This is a genomic window from Staphylococcus sp. FSL W8-1207, from assembly GCF_038003745.1.
Taxonomy (GTDB): domain Bacteria; phylum Bacillota; class Bacilli; order Staphylococcales; family Staphylococcaceae; genus Staphylococcus; species Staphylococcus equorum.
The window spans coordinates 159,442-175,739 of record NZ_JBBOPU010000001.1 but is presented as its reverse complement, the minus strand read 5'-3'; the positions used below and the strand labels follow the sequence as shown (position 1 = coordinate 175,739).

Below are 16,298 nucleotides of genomic sequence, written 5' to 3'. Positions count from 1 at the left end.
CAGAATAATTAAACTTGTATGTAATAATGCATAAGAGAGAAATTTAAAGGAGTACTTAACATGGACAAAACTTCAAATCGCCAAATACCGCTAATTGTTATTATTGTGTTAGGTATTATGACTACTTTTGGTCCTTTAACAATAGATATGTACGTTCCATCATTACCAAGTGTACAAAGTGATTTTAATACAACCGCTTCTCAAGCGCAACTCACACTGTCTTTCGCTATGATAGGACTCGCAATAGGACAATTTATCTTTGGACCTTTGTCAGATGCATATGGACGTAAAAAGATTGCTTTGATCATTATCATATTATATGCAATAGCTTCATTTATTGCAGTATTCGCAACTTCTATGTCTACTTTATTAACAATTCGTTTGATACAAGGTTTGACTGGTGGCGGAGCCATCGTCATCGCTAAGGCCTCTATAGGAGATTTACATAAAGGTAAAGCCTTAGCCAAAGGTCTAGCTTCACTTCTTGTCGTGAATGGGATTATTACTATTATCGCTCCACTGATCGGTGGTTATGCCTTAAGTGTCTCAAACTGGCAAGCTATTTTCTTTATTTTAACAATTGTTAGTATGATCATATTCTTTTTTGCCCTTTTCAAAATGGAAGAAACAAGAACAGCTGATCTTTCAAAACTTAACTTCGGCACTATTTTTAAAGACTTTGGTTATTTGTTGAAAAAACCAGCTTTTGTTTTTCCTATGTTGCTGCAAGGATTGACGTATGTGATGTTATTCAGTTTTTCATCTGCAGCCCCTTTTATTACACAAAAAATTTATGATATGACCCCCCAACAATTTAGTGTGCTATTTGCAATTAATGGTATTGGATTAATTATCATGAGTCAGCTCACTGCTATTTTAGTTAGCTATATCAATCGTTATGTATTACTGATTGCACTAACAATGATACAAATTGCAGGCGTCGTATTAATTTGTATCACACTCATATTACACTTACCAACCTGGGTTTTAGTCATCGCATTCTTCTTAAATGTTTGCCCAGTAACAGGGATTGGTCCGCTAAGCTTCACATTAGCAATGGAATCTCGTACAGGTGGTAGTGGCAACGCCTCTAGTTTACTCGGTCTTTTCCAATTTATTCTAGGTGGTGTGATATCACCGTTAGTTGGTTTACAAGGCGGATATAGTGTCATGCCATATTTAACGATTTTAGTTATTACTACGGTGCTAATTATTTCATTAGAACTTGGCTTAAAATTCACTACCAGAAGAAGTGTATTGAACAAATAATCTATATAAAACAAGTGGGACACCAGTCCTATTATTAAAGGGAGCTCCCAAATATTTGGAGGCTCCCTTTTATTTTTTGTTACTATGATTTATCTAAACGATAGGAAGCCATATTTCTGTAATATATTCTTCTGATCTAATTGGTCCCTCTTTATACAACTCAAAAAATGGCGCATCGCGAAATTCATAATCTAATGTAGGTAAAATATGTCTATTTATCTTTTCCATACCTTTTTTAATAGACTCAGGTACTGGCCCTTTAGCATCAAAGACAATGTATCTACCCTCAGATAATTCTGTTCGCTGCCATTGCGCTTCATCTGTATCATTGGTAACACCAATGAGGCAATGGACTTCACCATTAGCATGAGGCTTATAAACAGCCAATAGCCCTTGCAATTGATTATTACCTAGTGGCATTAATTCCTGTTTCTTCCCTTTATCATCAAAATCCATCCAGAAATTAAATATATCTTCTTGCGCTTTTTGACCAGTACCATACTCCTTTTTCACACCTAAAACTGAAGTCCGTGATAGCGTCTCTAATCTATATTCCATACACATCCACCCCTTTTTGTTATTATAACCAAAATACATATACAATTTCTATCGTGAACTATTATATGGATATTCAGGCATCTTAATATGCATCTTCAAATAATGGTTATATAATAAAATAAATTTCAAAACAATTCCATTTTTACAAATCAAGCAAGGAGCCATAGCATGAGTCGAAAAATTTTATCTGTAAAACCAATTAGTCAGCTTTTTCCTATTCCAATGGTTATGGGATGTGAAGGCGTATCCGCTGCCATGATACTACAATTTAATGAACACGCTATTCCAGCTACACAAATTATGAAACATTGGCCTAGACATGCAAATAACCCTTATAAAGGCTATGTGGGCAATCATCTATGGATTAAACGGGGGCGCATCACCAAACAATATTCCCGACTGCTTTAGTTCCTCATTTAAAACAATACGATGCACATATCAATGACAGTACTGGACAATCTTTAAATGACCTATGTAGCATTATTGATCAAGGCCAACCAGTCGTAATTTATCACACTGTGCTAGGTCAGCGTCCTGAGAAACGTACATTTAAATTAGATAACCATCCCACTCAGTTAGTGTCCAATATTCATGTCACTGTACTCATCGGTTATGACGAACATCATTATTATTATATTGATCTACTATGGTCAGATTTAGGTAAAATAATACTTGTTCCTGCAATCATACCCAATCAATTTCAAATTATTAAAATCAAAAAAGCTAAATTAGAACATAGTTATAACGCACCTGGTCGCATGAGTTTTTATATTCAACCATCATAATGTTGACAAAATAAAAATAGATAGGACGACATATAAATTTAATTTACTTTCATATTCTCGCCCCTACAAGGTTACTAAAAAATTGAAATACTATATAATGCATGATTGATTTCCTGTTCTATATCAGCTGAACGCCATTCTCTTTGATAACCTAAACATGGACAAATGTATGTGATACCGCGTTCTTCAAATGCATTTCTAAAATGAACATGCCCCATAATGCTATAGCGAATATCGTATTGTTGATATAGAGTATCAAAATCTGATGTTCCTATAAACGCATTAAAATAATCAAATATACGATGTGGCATCGGCACTGCAAATTTTGGATGCGTTACGATATGTGTCATAAGTATCACTTTTTTGTGTTTAACTTTTTCAATATCCTTTGCCGTTTGTTTGGCTGCAATGCGAGATAGTTTTCTATCTTCCATAGGCCAATCAATTTTCACTTTATCTTGCCATGTTGCACCGTAATACTTTCTACGAGCAATTCTTTCAATTGAAAATTTAGGATCCGCATACGTATAATCATACCAGCCTGTGTTCCCAACAATGGCCCATTCATCATTTATGTCATAAGGTTTTCCAATTAAGCACGATTCCATCGCCATATAAAAATCTAAAATCTCAGCTGATGTGGCACCTGTATCTGTAGACCAAAAATCGTGATTTCCCGGAATAAATAATACTTTTATTTGTGTTGTGCTTTCAAGCCGCTCAATAAATTGCTGTGTTAAGTTATAATTATTGGAGATATCTCCTGCAATTAGCAACATTTCTATACCTCGCTGATTTATAACTTTAATTAATACTTGTTGATAATCTTCAGGTTTCAGTGTCTTATGTCTATCTACATGCAAATCTGAAATCATACCTATTCTCATTTTCATCACATTCCTCTACTTCATAACAGTATCATTATTACATACTCTCTTATAGTTCATTAAGTAATCCGCATAATTTTGAATTGTTCTAATTAATAAAATAAATATAAATCATTAACACAACGTCATCACGTAATATATTTATTCTACATTACTATTGAAAGTGTAAATATTTCTTTTTAAAAATAAATGATGCTATAATAATATCAATTTAGTATATAAAGGAGGACATTCTATGGAGTTTACAATTAGAGCCTTGTCCGAAGAAGATAAGCACGGTAAAGCGATAGTTCATTATGAAAGTTGGCTGGAAACTTACGATGACATAGCTAAGAATGATTACTTAGAAAAACTTGATAAAGAAAAGTTTATCAAGCAGTCCTCCTTACATGATGTACCAACATTAGTTGCTATTGTTAATAACGAAGTTGTAGGTTTTATTTCCTATGGCAAGACACAAACATCAACGTCTTCAGACGATTGGAGCGAAATCTTCGCATTATATCTATTAGAAGAATATCAACGTCATATGATTGGCTTTGCGCTAACACAGCGTGCATTAGAGTTATCTTATCCAGATAATGTAATGCTATGGGTTGTAGAGGAAAATGACAATGCCATCAATTTCTATGAACAGGTAGGCTTTAAACGAACGCCTGAAAAAAAACCTACTTATCTCGGTAAAACATATAATGAAATAAGAATGAACTTCACAAGAACTGAACACGAGCAATAATTAAATCATAATAAACAAAGCGTACCTCCTACATAATGTAGACGTACGCTTTGTTTATTATGATGTAAGTTTTAGTGTGTTTCTCCTAACGCTACTTTGATATCTTTATCTGATTCAATGACCACTTCAAGTGCTACTTTCAAACCTTTAGCGATTGTCTCTAGAGACATCGATGGCTTTTCTACTTTATCTGTAACTTGTTCAGGTATGAATGGAACATGGATAAAACCAAATTTAATATTTGGAAACTTTGTCGCCTCTAAGTAACCAAGTTGATATAAAATATGATTACATACAAATGTGCCAGCTGTATTGGATAAACGTGCAGGTACACCTTGTGATTTTATTCCCTCAGTCATACGTTTAACCGGTAGATTAGAAAAGTAAGCAGCTGCTCCTGTTGTTTGTATGACTTCATCAAGTGGTTGATTGCCTTCATTATCTGGAATACGTGCATCATCTATATTGATTCCGACACGTTCCGGTGTTAATTCAAACCTACCACCTGCTTGTCCAATTGCTAAAACAATATCATATTCTTTTTGATTTAATTGTTCTTCTACGACCTCTTTACTTTTATGAAATACAGTTGGTATTTCTAATTTATCTATCTTATGACCATCAATTTCATCTGGCAAAAGTTTTACAGCTTCTAAAGCAGGATTAATTGCTTCTCCACCAAAAGGATCGAAACCCGTTATTAATATATTCATCATTTAATAGCCTCCTTTATTTTTAATTCACTAACGCTCAATAATTATGATTTAAAAAGCCCAAAAATACATTAAACCAATGTGTACAAAAATTAATATAAACGCGATAGGTGCTTGTGCTTTAATAACGCCAAATTCATCTTTCATTTCTAATAATGCTACTGGCAATGTATTAAAGTTTGCTGCCATAGGTGTTAACAACGTTCCACAAAATCCACCTGTCATTGCTAAAGCACCAGCTATAACAGGGTCTCCACCTTGAGCTATAACAAATGGAATACCAATACTTGCTGTGATAACCGTAAATGCTGCAAAAGCGTTGCCCATTAGCATCGTAAATAATACCATGCCTAATACATATGCTGTCGCTCCTAATAAATGATTGCCTTCCGATAAAAATGAAGATAGCCCTTTAGAAATAACATCTCCAACACCACTCACAGTAAATAGCACACCTAAAGCTGCTAAAAACTGAGGTAATATACCTACAGTGCCAATCTGTTGTGTTAATCTATCACTATCATAGAGTACATATTTGCCATTAGGTTTAATTACAACATAAGCTGCTAATAACCCTAAAACAGAGGATACACCTAAACCAATTGCGCCACCTAAGGGCGTCCAATTTGATACCGCGATTGCAGCCACAGCTAGTATAATAGCTGGAATAAATAATTTATTACCATATTTTTTTGCACCTTTATCCCCTGTTGTTTCATCAACATCAATGATATTTTTGATTATTACTTGCTTAAATAATGTTAATCCACCCATTACTAAAATAAATATACCGTTTATTACATTTGATATATAAGGACCTATGATAAAAGTTGTTGCTAGCAAAATCCAAAATAGTGCTGTACCATACTTCTTCTGATGTGACGAAGCTTTTAATACACGATATGCTGTATAAAGTAATTGTAAACCTATTAATATGTAAAAGAGTTCTAAAATATTATTTAATGTATTTTCACTCATTTTTGTTCACCTGCTTCGTGCCATACTTTTTCTCTAAATACTTATCAAACCTTATGTTATTAATCCACACAATAATGAAAACGATAATTGCAATTGGTAATGATGCGAGAACAAGATCGACTGCATCTACTTTAATGCCTAATGACTGAAACGTTCCAACCATTAGTAATACACCTGCTGCGCCAACAAATAAATTTTGTCCAAAGAAATTACCATAATTTTCCATTGCAGAAGCTTGTGCTTTTATCTTCTCAATATCTGTTGCATCGACTTCTTCATCTTTTAAGTTATAACGTGTTTTTAATGCACCTTGTACCATCGGATTAATCAGCGGCCTAACAAATTGTGGATGTCCTCCTATGCGAATCGACGCCACACCTGCTAGCTCTCTAATAACTAAATAAATTGTCATCAATCGTCCACTCGTTACACGCTTCACCTTTCCTATTAAATTAGAAGCTTGTTTTTTCAATCCAAACCTCTCTATTAATCCAACCATCGGTAAAGTTAAAATGAACAACGTCACCAACCTATTATCTACAAACGCCTTGCCCAATGTATCTAGAATTTCATAAATATCTATTCCTGATACAATACCAGTAACTACTGCGGCAATTAAAATTACTGCAATAGTATCAACTTTAAAGACAAAGCCTAATATGATAATCAAAATTCCTATTAATTTTAACCATTCCATAAAATCCCTCCTTTTTACTATAGTATAAATTTATTATTCCTAAATACAATGAATTTTCAGAAAAATTATGTTGATAACTCGCTTTTATGAAAATCCACAAAAAAGAGCGGGAGTATGAAATCCAATTTTGATTTCATACTCCCGCTCTCACAAAGCTAACTAGAAAAAGTTGCACTTCAAGAATAACTGTTATTTAGTTTAACTTACCCATAAGATTTATTTTTATAACAATTTCAATTCTGACTCAGGAACTTCACGTGAAGGTAATAGCGTCTCAACAATCAATATAATCGTACAAATTATTGACACAACATTTAAAAATATTGCAACGCTATTGATTTGTATAATATCAAACAAGATATTAACAAAAATCGATAAAATAATTAAAATGAGTGCAGTAACCCTTTTTCTACCTGCATCATAAAATCTTCTTAACGTCACTGAAACCATAGGTACCATGATTGCTAAAGCAAATATACCAATAAGTGCAGATAAAATCGCTGCGACAATAAAAGCCCCTGTTATAAAGCTAATTGCGCCGATTAACGCTACGATAAAGATGCCAATGATATGAACCAATACTGGTGTCCAAAACTCTAGTCTATCTGATTTCCCTTTAAAGTCAGCATATCTCTTCCAAAAACTTTTATACGCCTCTATCATATTGTTACCACTCCATTTTCTTCTTATGGAATTACCTGTGCAATGAATATATTCACTAATATATCGCACTAACCTATACACTAACAAGCATTAGTTTATAAAAATTTATTTAAGAAAAGATTACAAGTTATTCTTGTTCTTTTGCTGACTCAATATAAGAATTAATAATTTGTTCTAAAACAACAGGTAATTCTTCAAATGCACTTTTTTTATGCAAACGTTCACTGACTTTATGTGCGTCTTTACCTATCGGTCCACATAATAATATCGGCGCGCTAATAGCTTTAATAACTTCAAATGGTAGTTGATATGTTTTATTAAAATTAGGCGTATTTTTTTCATAGGCAGCAATTTGTTCCATATCTCCATCAAAGTTCAAATAACTACTATCACTAATACCATTAAAATAGTGAACACGTTCACTTTGACGTTGAAATTGATCGCGTAACGTTCGACGCACTAATTCAACTGTTGACTCAATACGCTTATCGTAAGACGAATTAACAGCAGGATAATATGGTGTTGCAAAAAATGTCACTACTGCTGGTGCAATATCTTTACAGGTTTGCATTAACTTATCAGCAACGTTGACACTTTGTAAATGTAACTCATCTGTCTCTTGGATCGCCTTATCAATTTGCATAGTTATATATGCCTCTCCATGTTGTTTAATGGCATATCGCTTTAATTGCTCATATGTGAGCACATTAATTTTCGTATCAAATTCTTTCTCTTGCTCTTCTAATATAGCGAGCCAATCACTTTCACAACGTTCTGTAGCGTGTATTACTGAATCGATAAACTGCCTAAACACATCAACTGGCTTATTTTTAAAAAGAAAAACATTAAATAATCCTTTTGTTCTGAATGGTGTTTGGACATCGTACGCCAATTTATAATCTCTCATATGCAGAGATACTGGAACGGGCGTTGCATCATTTTCAAAAACTTCTCTAAATGCATTGTTGTATTCAATTTCTTGCGTAATATAACTCATCATAAAGTTAGAACTCAAACCATCTAATGGATTACCTACATGCGTTTCTTTGCCATAACATAATACACCAGGCATAATCTTTCCAATTGACCCTGAATATATATAATGCTTTTCATCAGCACCAGCTTGTTGAAAAGTAGGTTCACTATTTAAATGAAGTTGTATATCCAAATGATATTGTTGCTTTAGCTGGGCAATTGCTTCTACTGCTTTGCGCATCCCTGAAGAGTGGACTTCTTCATCTGGCACTGTAACTAAAATTAAATTAATATCCCATGCTTCAACACTAGCTAATTCAATTAATGAAAGATGCAACATGAGCCCTGCTTTCATATCCATTGTGCCACGGCCAAATAAATAGGTGTCATTGTTTAAGTCTTCAATTGCTTCTGCATTTAAATAATGCTGATTTTGGGAAAATAATGATTTTAGTTCATCTGGATTAAACGCATTGCAATGAAAATTACCATAATCTTCTACACCAACAGTGTCATAATGACTAATTAACACAATTGTTTTTGCCGAAGTATTTGCTTGATAAAAGGCAACAACAGCTTCCTTATCATCTTCAGTTTGTGTCAATTGAATATGCTTTTTATGTTCTTGAAAGTATGTAAGTTGTAACAATAACTGCTTTACGAAGTTTGGAAATGTTAGTTCCCCTTCAGAATTCGTCACTGTTGGATGATTCACTAATCTCTTTAATAAATTTAATCGATTTTCGTATGATTGCCATAGCAATTTCGTCACTTTATCCCCTCTATTTGTAAGCGTTTTCTCAAGTATAATATGTATTGAAATTCAATAGCAATAGATTTAATTATAAAAGCGATATTTTAACGTATTTAATAGTTCCTCAATCGACACTTAGTTACAATTGAATGTTCCTAACTATAATATTCTATAAATTAATTAACAGTTTTCAGAAAATTAAAATTACATGTCATTATATCCTTGTAATCTGATAAGGATTGTTGTATTATTCATGTATTATCAATCTTGGAGGTTAATATTTATGACATTATATTTACTAGAAGCAAATGACTTAGCTTTTGCCTCAACAAAAAGCGAATTAGAAAAGAAAGCAGCTGATTTAACAACAGCTGAAGTACCAACGCTTATCGAAGTACAGGCGACAGAAGACCTTACACACGGATACTTTATCGTTGAAGCTAATGATGATACTGAAGCGAAACAATTTTTAGAAGATGCTTCAATTAATATAAATCTTGTTAAAGAAGTACGTTTAGTTGGTAAAGAATTAGAAGACGTTAAAAAAGGTGATGCACATGTAGATTACCTAGTAACTTGGAATATTCCAGAAGGCGTTTCTATGGATCAATATTTAGCACGTAAAAAGAAAAACTCAGTACATTATGAAGAAGTGCCTGAAGTACAATTCCAACGTACTTACGTTTGTGAAGATATGTCAAAATGTATCTGTTTATACGATGCACCAGACGAAGATGCTGTTCGCCGCGCACGTAAAGCTGTAGATACCCCTATCGATGATATCGAGAAAATATAGAAAAACTTATGACTAAAGTCATTAGTTTTTCTTAATGCAATAGCTTAGCTATTGTAATCCTTTATTCTAAAAGTGATTTTTAATCACTAGATTTTCTTATGCAATAGCTAAAGCTATTGTAATCCTTAATTTTGCTTCTCAATGAAATTGAGATTAGTAGTTCTTATGCACTTTTTTCAAAATAAAAAATTAAAACCAATCACTTCACGGGCTATGTGTATGCATAGCCCTTTAGTGTAAGGATAAACCATACTAAAACGATAAGATTAATCGAGGTGTTGTAATGATTCACATTGACCACGTTCAACATCAATTTGGCGATAACCAAGTCATTAATGATTTTGAATTAAATATAGAAAAAAGTAACATCGTAACTTTTATAGGTAAAAGTGGTTGCGGTAAATCAACGTTATTAAATATTATTGGTGGTTTTTTAACACCAACTTCAGGGACAGTAAATATTGATGGAAAAATTAAACAAACACCATCACCTGATTGTTTAATGATATTTCAACACCACAACTTACTTCCTTGGAAAAATATTAACGACAACATACGTATTGGTTTGTCTCAATACATAAGCAATGAAGACATTAATAAACAGTTAAAAACCGTAGATTTAAATCATAAAGGAAAATTATTTCCAGAAGAATTATCCGGTGGTATGAAACAACGTGTTGCGCTTTGTAGAGCACAAGTACACCAACCAAATGTCATTCTCATGGATGAACCTTTAGGCGCTTTAGATGCCTTTACACGTTATAAATTACAAGATCAGCTTGTACGTTTAAAAGAGCGCACAAAAGCAACAATCATTTTAGTTACGCATGATATTGATGAAGCGATTTATCTTTCAGATAATATCGTGCTACTCGGTGAGGGTTGTGAAATTATCAACCAATATAGTATAAAACAATCTCATCCTCGTAACCGCAATGATAGCCATTTATTAAAAGTTAGAAATGATATTATGGAAAAATTTGCGCTAAATCATCATATGGCAGAGCCAGAATATTATTTATAAGGAGTGTTAAAAATTGAAAAAATATATTGCTTTTACTTTAATACTCCTTCTTATTCTTTCTGGTTGTAGTCCAAATAAAAATCAAGATAGTCAAAATGGTGACAATAAAAAACAAACTATAAAAATAGGCTATCTTCCAGTAACACATTCAGCAAATTTGATGATGACAGAAGAAATTCAACAAAAGTCTAAAAAATCTGGTTACAAACTTGAACTCATACGTTTTAATAATTGGCCAGACCTTATGGATGCATTGAACAGCGGTAAAATTGATGGTGCATCTACACTGATTGAACTTGCGATGAAATCAAAACAAAAAGGCTCAGATATTAAAGCAGTCGCCTTAGGTCATCACGAGGGCAATGTGATTATGGGACAAAAAGGTAAGGAAGCTTCTGATTTTCACAATCACGGAGAATACAGTTTTGCTATCCCACATCGTTATTCAACACATTATTTATTACTAGAAGAAATGCGAAAGCAAATGAACTTAAAATCTAACACTTTTAGTTATCATGAAATGGCACCAGCAGAAATGCCTGCAGCGTTAAGCGAAAAGCGAATCTCGGGTTATTCTGTCGCGGAACCATTCGGGGCATTGGGAGAAAAATTAGGTAAAGGCGATACTATAAAGCATGGTAGTGATATCGTTCCAGATGCTTATTGTTGTGCACTCGTACTCAGAAGTGATCTTATTGATCAACATCATACAGTTGCCAAAGCATTCATGTCAGATTATAAACAAGCTGGTTATAAAATGAACAACAAAGAAAAAAGTGTTGATGTCATGGCAAAAAACTTTAAGCAAGATAGAAAAGTTCTAGAACAATCAGCAGAATGGACATCATATGGCGATTTAACAATTAAAAAAGATGGTTACAGTAAAATTACAGATTTAGTAAATGATCATAATCTTTTTAAAGCACCTGCTTATAAAGATTTTGTTGATCCTACGCTATATAAGGAGGGATAAATGAAATGACAGCTAATTTAGTCAAAAAATGGACATTACCAATCATTACTTTCATCATTTTCCTATTTATATGGCAATGCGTAATATGGATTGGAGATTACCAGCCCATTCTTTTACCGGGACCCTTACTTGTAGCAGAAAGTATTTGGCAGTTCATTATTACCGGGGAAATATTCTCACACTTAGGTATTAGTTTATTTCGCTTTATTGTAGGATTTGGATTTGCAGTTATCGTAGGGGTTCCTGTTGGCTTTTTATTAGGACGCAGTAATGCATTATTTGATGCAATAGAACCACTATTTCAATTAATCAGACCAGTCTCCCCTATTGCATGGTCGCCATTCGTCGTTTTATGGTTTGGTATCGGGAGTTTACCGGCGATGGCAATTATATTTATTGCAGCATTTTTCCCAATTGTATTTAATACAATCAAAGGGATTCGAAATGTGGAACCACAATACTTGAAAATTGCATCTAATTTAAATTTAAAGGGTTGGTCATTATACCGAAACATCCTCTTCCCTGGTGCATTTAAACATATTATGGGCGGTATACATATGGCAGTTGGAACAAGCTGGATATTCTTAGTTTCTGGTGAAATGATCGGTGCACAATCTGGACTTGGATTCTTAATTGTTGATTCACGGAATATGTTGAATTTAGAAGATGTTTTATCTGCCATATTCTTTATTGGGGTATTTGGATTTTTAATTGATCGCCTCATTAGTTATTTAGAGAAAATGATATTAACACGTTTTGGTGAATAAAGGAGAGTATATTTATGAGTTTAAAAACACACATTGAAAACGAATTAGATCCCTATTTAGTAGAAATTGATGACGGTTCACATTACCCTAAAACCTTCATTCAAACTTTATTTAAAGAAGGTTATTTTAAAGAAGATGATGTCAAAGCAAATTCAGAAGTCATCGAAGAAGTATCAAAATCTTGTCTGACAACGGGCTTCTGTTTATGGTGCCAACTGGCATTTTCTACCTATTTACAAAATGCAGAACAACCGCATTTAAATAAAGACTTACAACACCAATTACTATCAGGTAAAATTTTAGGTGCTACTGGATTATCAAATCCGATGAAATCATTTAATGATTTAGAATCATTCAACTTGTCACATCACTATAAGGATGAACAATTCATTGTGAATGGTAGATTACCTGCGATTAGTAACATTGCTTCAGAACATTATTTTGGTGCTATTTCTAAATCTGAAACATCAGATGAACTTGTAATGTTTATCGTTCAAGCCAATCAAGAAGGCGTTAATATAAATGAAATGTCTACCTTTTTAGGTGTAAATGGTTCAGCAACATTTTCAATTGAAATGAATGATGTGCACATACCTGAAGAACATATTATTACACACGATGCAAAAACATTCGCATCTAAGATACGTCCACAATTTGTAGCGTTACAAATACCGATTGCATTAGGTTCAGTACGTTCATCACTTGATTTAATTCATAAATTTTCTAATGCACAAAATGGCATTAACAAATATTTAGAATATGATGTTCAAGATTTTGAAGCACGTTATAACAATATAAAAAATCAATTTTACAATTTATTAGATACACATGATTTACACAATCAATTTGGTGACTTGATTGATTTGAAAAAAGAAGCCGGTTATTTACTACTTGAAGTCAATCAAGCATCTATGGTTAACGGGGGTTCTAGAGCATATTCACCTCGTGCACCTCAAGCACGTAAATTAAAAGAAGGCTTTTTCTTTGCAGCGCTAACGCCAACATTAAGACATTTAGGTAAACTACAAGAAGAATTCAAAAGCAGCAATGCTTCAGTTTAATAGCTCAATTCAAAAACAGTAATAACTGTTATATAATAGGAAATTACTTGTTGATATTTTTATTTTTAAGTAATAGCAGTTATTGGGGCCACTTCTGACTAGTTAATAAAGCATTAGCTGGAAACTACAGGATGAGGTGTACCCGCGAAAAGCGTGCACAAAAATTCAGACAAAGTCTGAGACTTTGTCGACATACTAAAACAGCGAACAACCGTGTAAATACAGTTGTTCGCTGTTTTTCTGTTATTATGCTTTAACAAACCATTCAATTGCACGTTTAATACTTTGATCCCAATAAGCATAATCATGTTCACCAGGTCCATCCTCAAATTGATATGGAACTGCTTTTTCATCTAAGTACTTGATAAATTGTTGATTATCTTCATGCAATTCATCTTCTGTGCCACACATGATGAGTAACTCCGGAATAGCTTTATTTTGGTCTACTGCTTGATCGACTAAATGATATGGATCTAAGTCAGTACCTTTAACTCTTTTACTTGTTCCTGCTATAGCTTCACCTGAGAAATCATACCAATCAAAATCCATAAGATGTTGACCATTAAACACTGCTGATAACGGACAAGCTTTAGCAAAACGATGTCCTTGTGATAAAGCATATTTAATGGTGCCATAGCCACCCATAGAATGCCCAGCAATAAAATTATCTTCTCTTTTATCAGATAATGGTAAAATTTGATGCGCATAATCTAACACTTCTAATACATAATCAAAATAGTTATGGCCATAAACCATGTTACTATATCCACTATGGTCCGCATTTGGCATAATGACAGCTAATTGATGCGTATTAGCATAACGTTCAATACTTGTGTAACGCATATAAGAAGTTTCATCACTTGAAAGACCATGTAGTAATAATAAAGTTTTCAATGGTTTCGGTTGTGCTGCTTTATTAAAATAACTTTTATCTTCCGGTAAAATCACCATAAAATGATGATGCATACCTATTGTTTTAGAATTATAATTAATTGATAAAATTGCCAACTTTAATCACTACCCTTTATTAATTAACACTTTGTGGCTTATGCTTTTCTTTTTTCTGTGTTTTGTTAGAAGGATCTAAACGTTTTTCTAAAAATCTCAATCCAACGTCAATTAGAATTGCGATTAATGCAATTGGAATTGCACCTGCAAGAATAAACGTTGTGCCATCTGTTGCGTTTGTACCACGAATAATAATGTCACCTAAAGTTGGTGCTCCAATAAATGACCCAACTGCTACAACACCAATTGCTACAACAAGTGCGATTCTTAAACCACCTAAAATTACAGATAAAGACAACGGTAACTCAATTAAACGTAACACTTGGTTTCGTGTCATACCCATACCTTTACCAGCATCTTTAATGTTTGCATCAACGCCAATAATACCTGTAAAAGTATTTTTAATTATAGGTAATAATGCGTATAAGAACACTGTTAAAACAACTGTATTTGGACCTAAGCCCATCACTAACATTAAAATTGCTAACATCGCAATAACTGGTACAGTCTGTATAATATTGGCAATTGTAATAATCGTCCATGATAATTTTTTATATCTAGCAATGATAATCCCCAATGGAATACCTACAATTGCTGCAAATAAAACGCCATATACTGACATTAATAAATGCTTAATGAATAAATCCCATAGGTAGCCAAAGTTGACTGAATAATATTCGACTAATTGCTGTAATAAATTACCTTCCATTAGTTTTGACCACCTTTCTTATCGTCTTCAAAATAGTTGTGTGCTTTCAAGAATTTTTCAGCTACAACAGCTGGTTCTTGACCTTCACCATCTGCTTGATAATTAAGCTTTTGCATTTCTTCTGTTGATATTTTGCCCTTCAACTTATTAATAATTGGTTTTAATTTTGGATGTTTTTCTAATAAACTATTCGTTGCTACTGCACTCGAATCGTATGGTGGGAAAAAGCGTCTATCGTCTTCAAGTACTTTTAAATCGTACCCCTCAATACGTCCATCCGTTGAATAACCAACTGCTACTTCTAAGTTTTTTGAATTTAAGGCATCATATACAAGTCCGATTTGCATTGGACGTACTGTATCAAAGTCAAACCCATATTCTTTCGTAAATCCTGGATAACCGTCACCTTCACGATGTAACCACGAACTGTCCACGCCAAGTCTTAACTCATCACTATGTTTTTCTAAATCTGAAACAGTTTCTAAATTATATTTCTCAGCTGTTTCTTTAGTAACCATAAATGCGTATGTGTTCGCAAAACCATATGAATCAAAGAATGTTTGATCAAATTTCTTTTGGAACCCATCTTGAGTCGCTTCCATCGCTTTTCCAGGATCTTTTATTGGATCTTCTTTTAAAGCACCTGTTAAATCTGTGCCATTATATCTTGCCCCTGACATATTTGCATCACCATTCACTAAAGCATTATGTTGAATGGTACTTGAACCTAAATTGTTAATTAATGATGGTTTAATCTGACCATCTGTATCATGTTCTATTAAAAGTCTCAACATATGAGACATAATTTGTGATTCACTCGTTGCAAGTGCTGTAATTTTAACTTCATTATCTGAGCTGCTACCACTTAAACCAGGTAAACTACATCCAGATAACACCGTCAGACACAGTACAAGCACGATACTATACTGTTTAAACTTCTTCATA

General features: G+C 33.4%; 17 protein-coding genes and 1 pseudogene. 8 read left to right on the top strand and 10 right to left on the bottom strand.

Features of this window, described 5'->3' with window-relative positions; translation table 11 throughout:
• Nucleotides 1–60 precede the first annotated feature (60 nt).
• Nucleotides 61–1,269 (top strand): multidrug effflux MFS transporter, encoded by a 1,209-nt coding sequence (locus NSR03_RS00785; protein ID WP_002511504.1) that lies wholly within the window; start codon nt 61–63, stop codon nt 1,267–1,269.
• A gap of 93 nt (nt 1,270–1,362) precedes the next feature.
• Here NSR03_RS00785 and NSR03_RS00780 read toward each other — a convergent pair whose 3' ends face one another.
• Entirely contained in the window at nt 1,363–1,827 is a 465-nt protein-coding gene (locus NSR03_RS00780) for a GyrI-like domain-containing protein (RefSeq protein WP_021338528.1), read from the bottom strand.
• Nucleotides 1,828–1,995: 168 nt separating this feature from the next.
• Between NSR03_RS00780 and NSR03_RS00775 the strand changes: the two are divergent.
• A pseudogene (locus NSR03_RS00775) lies at nt 1,996–2,612 on the top strand (C39 family peptidase).
• Nucleotides 2,613–2,686: 74 nt separating this feature from the next.
• Here NSR03_RS00775 and NSR03_RS00770 read toward each other — a convergent pair.
• Nucleotides 2,687–3,499 carry a metallophosphoesterase gene (locus NSR03_RS00770; protein ID WP_069813437.1) on the bottom strand — a complete coding sequence of 271 codons (813 nt, stop codon included), beginning with the start codon at nt 3,497–3,499 and terminating at the stop codon, nt 2,687–2,689.
• Nucleotides 3,500–3,734: 235 nt separating this feature from the next.
• Between NSR03_RS00770 and NSR03_RS00765 the strand changes: the two genes are divergently transcribed.
• Nucleotides 3,735–4,235: a GNAT family N-acetyltransferase gene (locus tag NSR03_RS00765; protein WP_021338531.1), complete on the top strand. Its 501-nt coding sequence runs from the start codon at nt 3,735–3,737 to the stop codon at nt 4,233–4,235.
• Nucleotides 4,236–4,306: 71 nt separating this feature from the next.
• On the opposite strand, the gene pcp is transcribed toward NSR03_RS00765, so the two are convergent.
• The 5 genes from pcp to NSR03_RS00740 form a co-directional block, all read right to left on the bottom strand.
• A complete protein-coding gene (gene pcp, locus NSR03_RS00760; protein ID WP_069813439.1) occupies nt 4,307–4,948 on the bottom strand; it encodes a pyroglutamyl-peptidase I in 642 nt (213 codons plus the stop codon).
• Between the two features lie 51 nt (nt 4,949–4,999).
• The gene (locus tag NSR03_RS00755; protein WP_069813349.1) at nt 5,000–5,926 is read right to left on the bottom strand and encodes a DUF979 domain-containing protein; all 927 of its coding nucleotides are present in this window, start codon (nt 5,924–5,926) and stop codon (nt 5,000–5,002) included.
• Nucleotides 5,919–6,623 (bottom strand): DUF969 domain-containing protein, encoded by a 705-nt coding sequence (locus tag NSR03_RS00750; RefSeq protein WP_069813351.1) that lies wholly within the window; start codon nt 6,621–6,623, stop codon nt 5,919–5,921. Before NSR03_RS00750 ends, NSR03_RS00755 begins: the two co-directional genes overlap by 8 nt.
• 222 nt (nt 6,624–6,845) lie before the next feature.
• Nucleotides 6,846–7,286: a DUF805 domain-containing protein gene (locus NSR03_RS00745; RefSeq protein WP_069813353.1), complete on the bottom strand. Its 441-nt coding sequence runs from the start codon at nt 7,284–7,286 to the stop codon at nt 6,846–6,848.
• A gap of 127 nt (nt 7,287–7,413) precedes the next feature.
• On the bottom strand, nt 7,414–9,033 hold the full coding sequence (locus tag NSR03_RS00740; RefSeq protein WP_069813355.1) for a M20/M25/M40 family metallo-hydrolase: 1,620 nt from the start codon (nt 9,031–9,033) through the stop codon (nt 7,414–7,416).
• A 265-nt stretch (nt 9,034–9,298) separates the two neighbouring features.
• Here NSR03_RS00740 and NSR03_RS00735 point away from each other — a divergent pair, with 265 nt between their 5' ends.
• From NSR03_RS00735 to NSR03_RS00715, 5 genes are all read left to right on the top strand, one after another.
• The gene (locus NSR03_RS00735) at nt 9,299–9,811 is read left to right on the top strand and encodes a DUF4242 domain-containing protein (protein WP_002506764.1); all 513 of its coding nucleotides are present in this window, start codon (nt 9,299–9,301) and stop codon (nt 9,809–9,811) included.
• A 283-nt stretch (nt 9,812–10,094) separates the two neighbouring features.
• On the top strand, nt 10,095–10,835 hold the full coding sequence (locus tag NSR03_RS00730) for an ABC transporter ATP-binding protein (protein WP_021338538.1): 741 nt from the start codon (nt 10,095–10,097) through the stop codon (nt 10,833–10,835).
• A gap of 13 nt (nt 10,836–10,848) precedes the next feature.
• Nucleotides 10,849–11,808, top strand: coding sequence for an ABC transporter substrate-binding protein (locus NSR03_RS00725; RefSeq protein WP_069813357.1), 960 nt, complete (start codon nt 10,849–10,851; stop codon nt 11,806–11,808).
• Nucleotides 11,809–11,813: 5 nt separating this feature from the next.
• Nucleotides 11,814–12,575 carry an ABC transporter permease gene (locus NSR03_RS00720; protein WP_021338540.1) on the top strand — a complete coding sequence of 254 codons (762 nt, stop codon included), beginning with the start codon at nt 11,814–11,816 and terminating at the stop codon, nt 12,573–12,575.
• Between the two features lie 14 nt (nt 12,576–12,589).
• Nucleotides 12,590–13,636 (top strand): acyl-CoA dehydrogenase family protein, encoded by a 1,047-nt coding sequence (locus NSR03_RS00715; protein WP_069813358.1) that lies wholly within the window; start codon nt 12,590–12,592, stop codon nt 13,634–13,636.
• 246 nt (nt 13,637–13,882) lie between these two features.
• On the opposite strand, the gene NSR03_RS00710 is transcribed toward NSR03_RS00715, so the two are convergent.
• The 3 genes from NSR03_RS00710 to NSR03_RS00700 are packed head-to-tail and all read right to left on the bottom strand — an operon-like array spanning nt 13,883 to nt 16,297.
• Nucleotides 13,883–14,644 carry an alpha/beta hydrolase gene (locus NSR03_RS00710; RefSeq protein WP_021338542.1) on the bottom strand — a complete coding sequence of 254 codons (762 nt, stop codon included), beginning with the start codon at nt 14,642–14,644 and terminating at the stop codon, nt 13,883–13,885.
• A gap of 19 nt (nt 14,645–14,663) precedes the next feature.
• Nucleotides 14,664–15,353, bottom strand: a complete 690-nt coding sequence (locus NSR03_RS00705) for an ABC transporter permease (protein ID WP_021338543.1) — start codon at nt 15,351–15,353, stop codon at nt 14,664–14,666.
• Nucleotides 15,353–16,297 (bottom strand): osmoprotectant ABC transporter substrate-binding protein, encoded by a 945-nt coding sequence (locus NSR03_RS00700; RefSeq protein WP_069813361.1) that lies wholly within the window; start codon nt 16,295–16,297, stop codon nt 15,353–15,355. Before NSR03_RS00700 ends, NSR03_RS00705 begins: the two co-directional genes overlap by 1 nt.
• Between the last annotated feature and the right edge of the window lies 1 nt (nt 16,298).

What these genes read in the sequence shown, in the direction of transcription:
- NSR03_RS00785 (WP_002511504.1), top strand. Translation starts at nt 61, where the DNA reads ATGGACAAAACTTCAAATCGCCAAATACCGCTAATTGTTATTATTGTG.
- NSR03_RS00780 (WP_021338528.1), bottom strand. Translation starts at nt 1,827, where the DNA reads ATGGAATATAGATTAGAGACGCTATCACGGACTTCAGTTTTAGGTGTG.
- NSR03_RS00770 (WP_069813437.1), bottom strand. Translation starts at nt 3,499, where the DNA reads ATGAGAATAGGTATGATTTCAGATTTGCATGTAGATAGACATAAGACA.
- NSR03_RS00765 (WP_021338531.1), top strand. Translation starts at nt 3,735, where the DNA reads ATGGAGTTTACAATTAGAGCCTTGTCCGAAGAAGATAAGCACGGTAAA.
- pcp (WP_069813439.1), bottom strand. Translation starts at nt 4,948, where the DNA reads ATGAATATATTAATAACGGGTTTCGATCCTTTTGGTGGAGAAGCAATT.
- NSR03_RS00755 (WP_069813349.1), bottom strand. Translation starts at nt 5,926, where the DNA reads ATGAGTGAAAATACATTAAATAATATTTTAGAACTCTTTTACATATTA.
- NSR03_RS00750 (WP_069813351.1), bottom strand. Translation starts at nt 6,623, where the DNA reads ATGGAATGGTTAAAATTAATAGGAATTTTGATTATCATATTAGGCTTT.
- NSR03_RS00745 (WP_069813353.1), bottom strand. Translation starts at nt 7,286, where the DNA reads ATGATAGAGGCGTATAAAAGTTTTTGGAAGAGATATGCTGACTTTAAA.
- NSR03_RS00735 (WP_002506764.1), top strand. Translation starts at nt 9,299, where the DNA reads ATGACATTATATTTACTAGAAGCAAATGACTTAGCTTTTGCCTCAACA.
- NSR03_RS00730 (WP_021338538.1), top strand. Translation starts at nt 10,095, where the DNA reads ATGATTCACATTGACCACGTTCAACATCAATTTGGCGATAACCAAGTC.
- NSR03_RS00720 (WP_021338540.1), top strand. Translation starts at nt 11,814, where the DNA reads ATGACAGCTAATTTAGTCAAAAAATGGACATTACCAATCATTACTTTC.
- NSR03_RS00715 (WP_069813358.1), top strand. Translation starts at nt 12,590, where the DNA reads ATGAGTTTAAAAACACACATTGAAAACGAATTAGATCCCTATTTAGTA.
- NSR03_RS00705 (WP_021338543.1), bottom strand. Translation starts at nt 15,353, where the DNA reads ATGGAAGGTAATTTATTACAGCAATTAGTCGAATATTATTCAGTCAAC.
- NSR03_RS00700 (WP_069813361.1), bottom strand. Translation starts at nt 16,297, where the DNA reads ATGAAGAAGTTTAAACAGTATAGTATCGTGCTTGTACTGTGTCTGACG.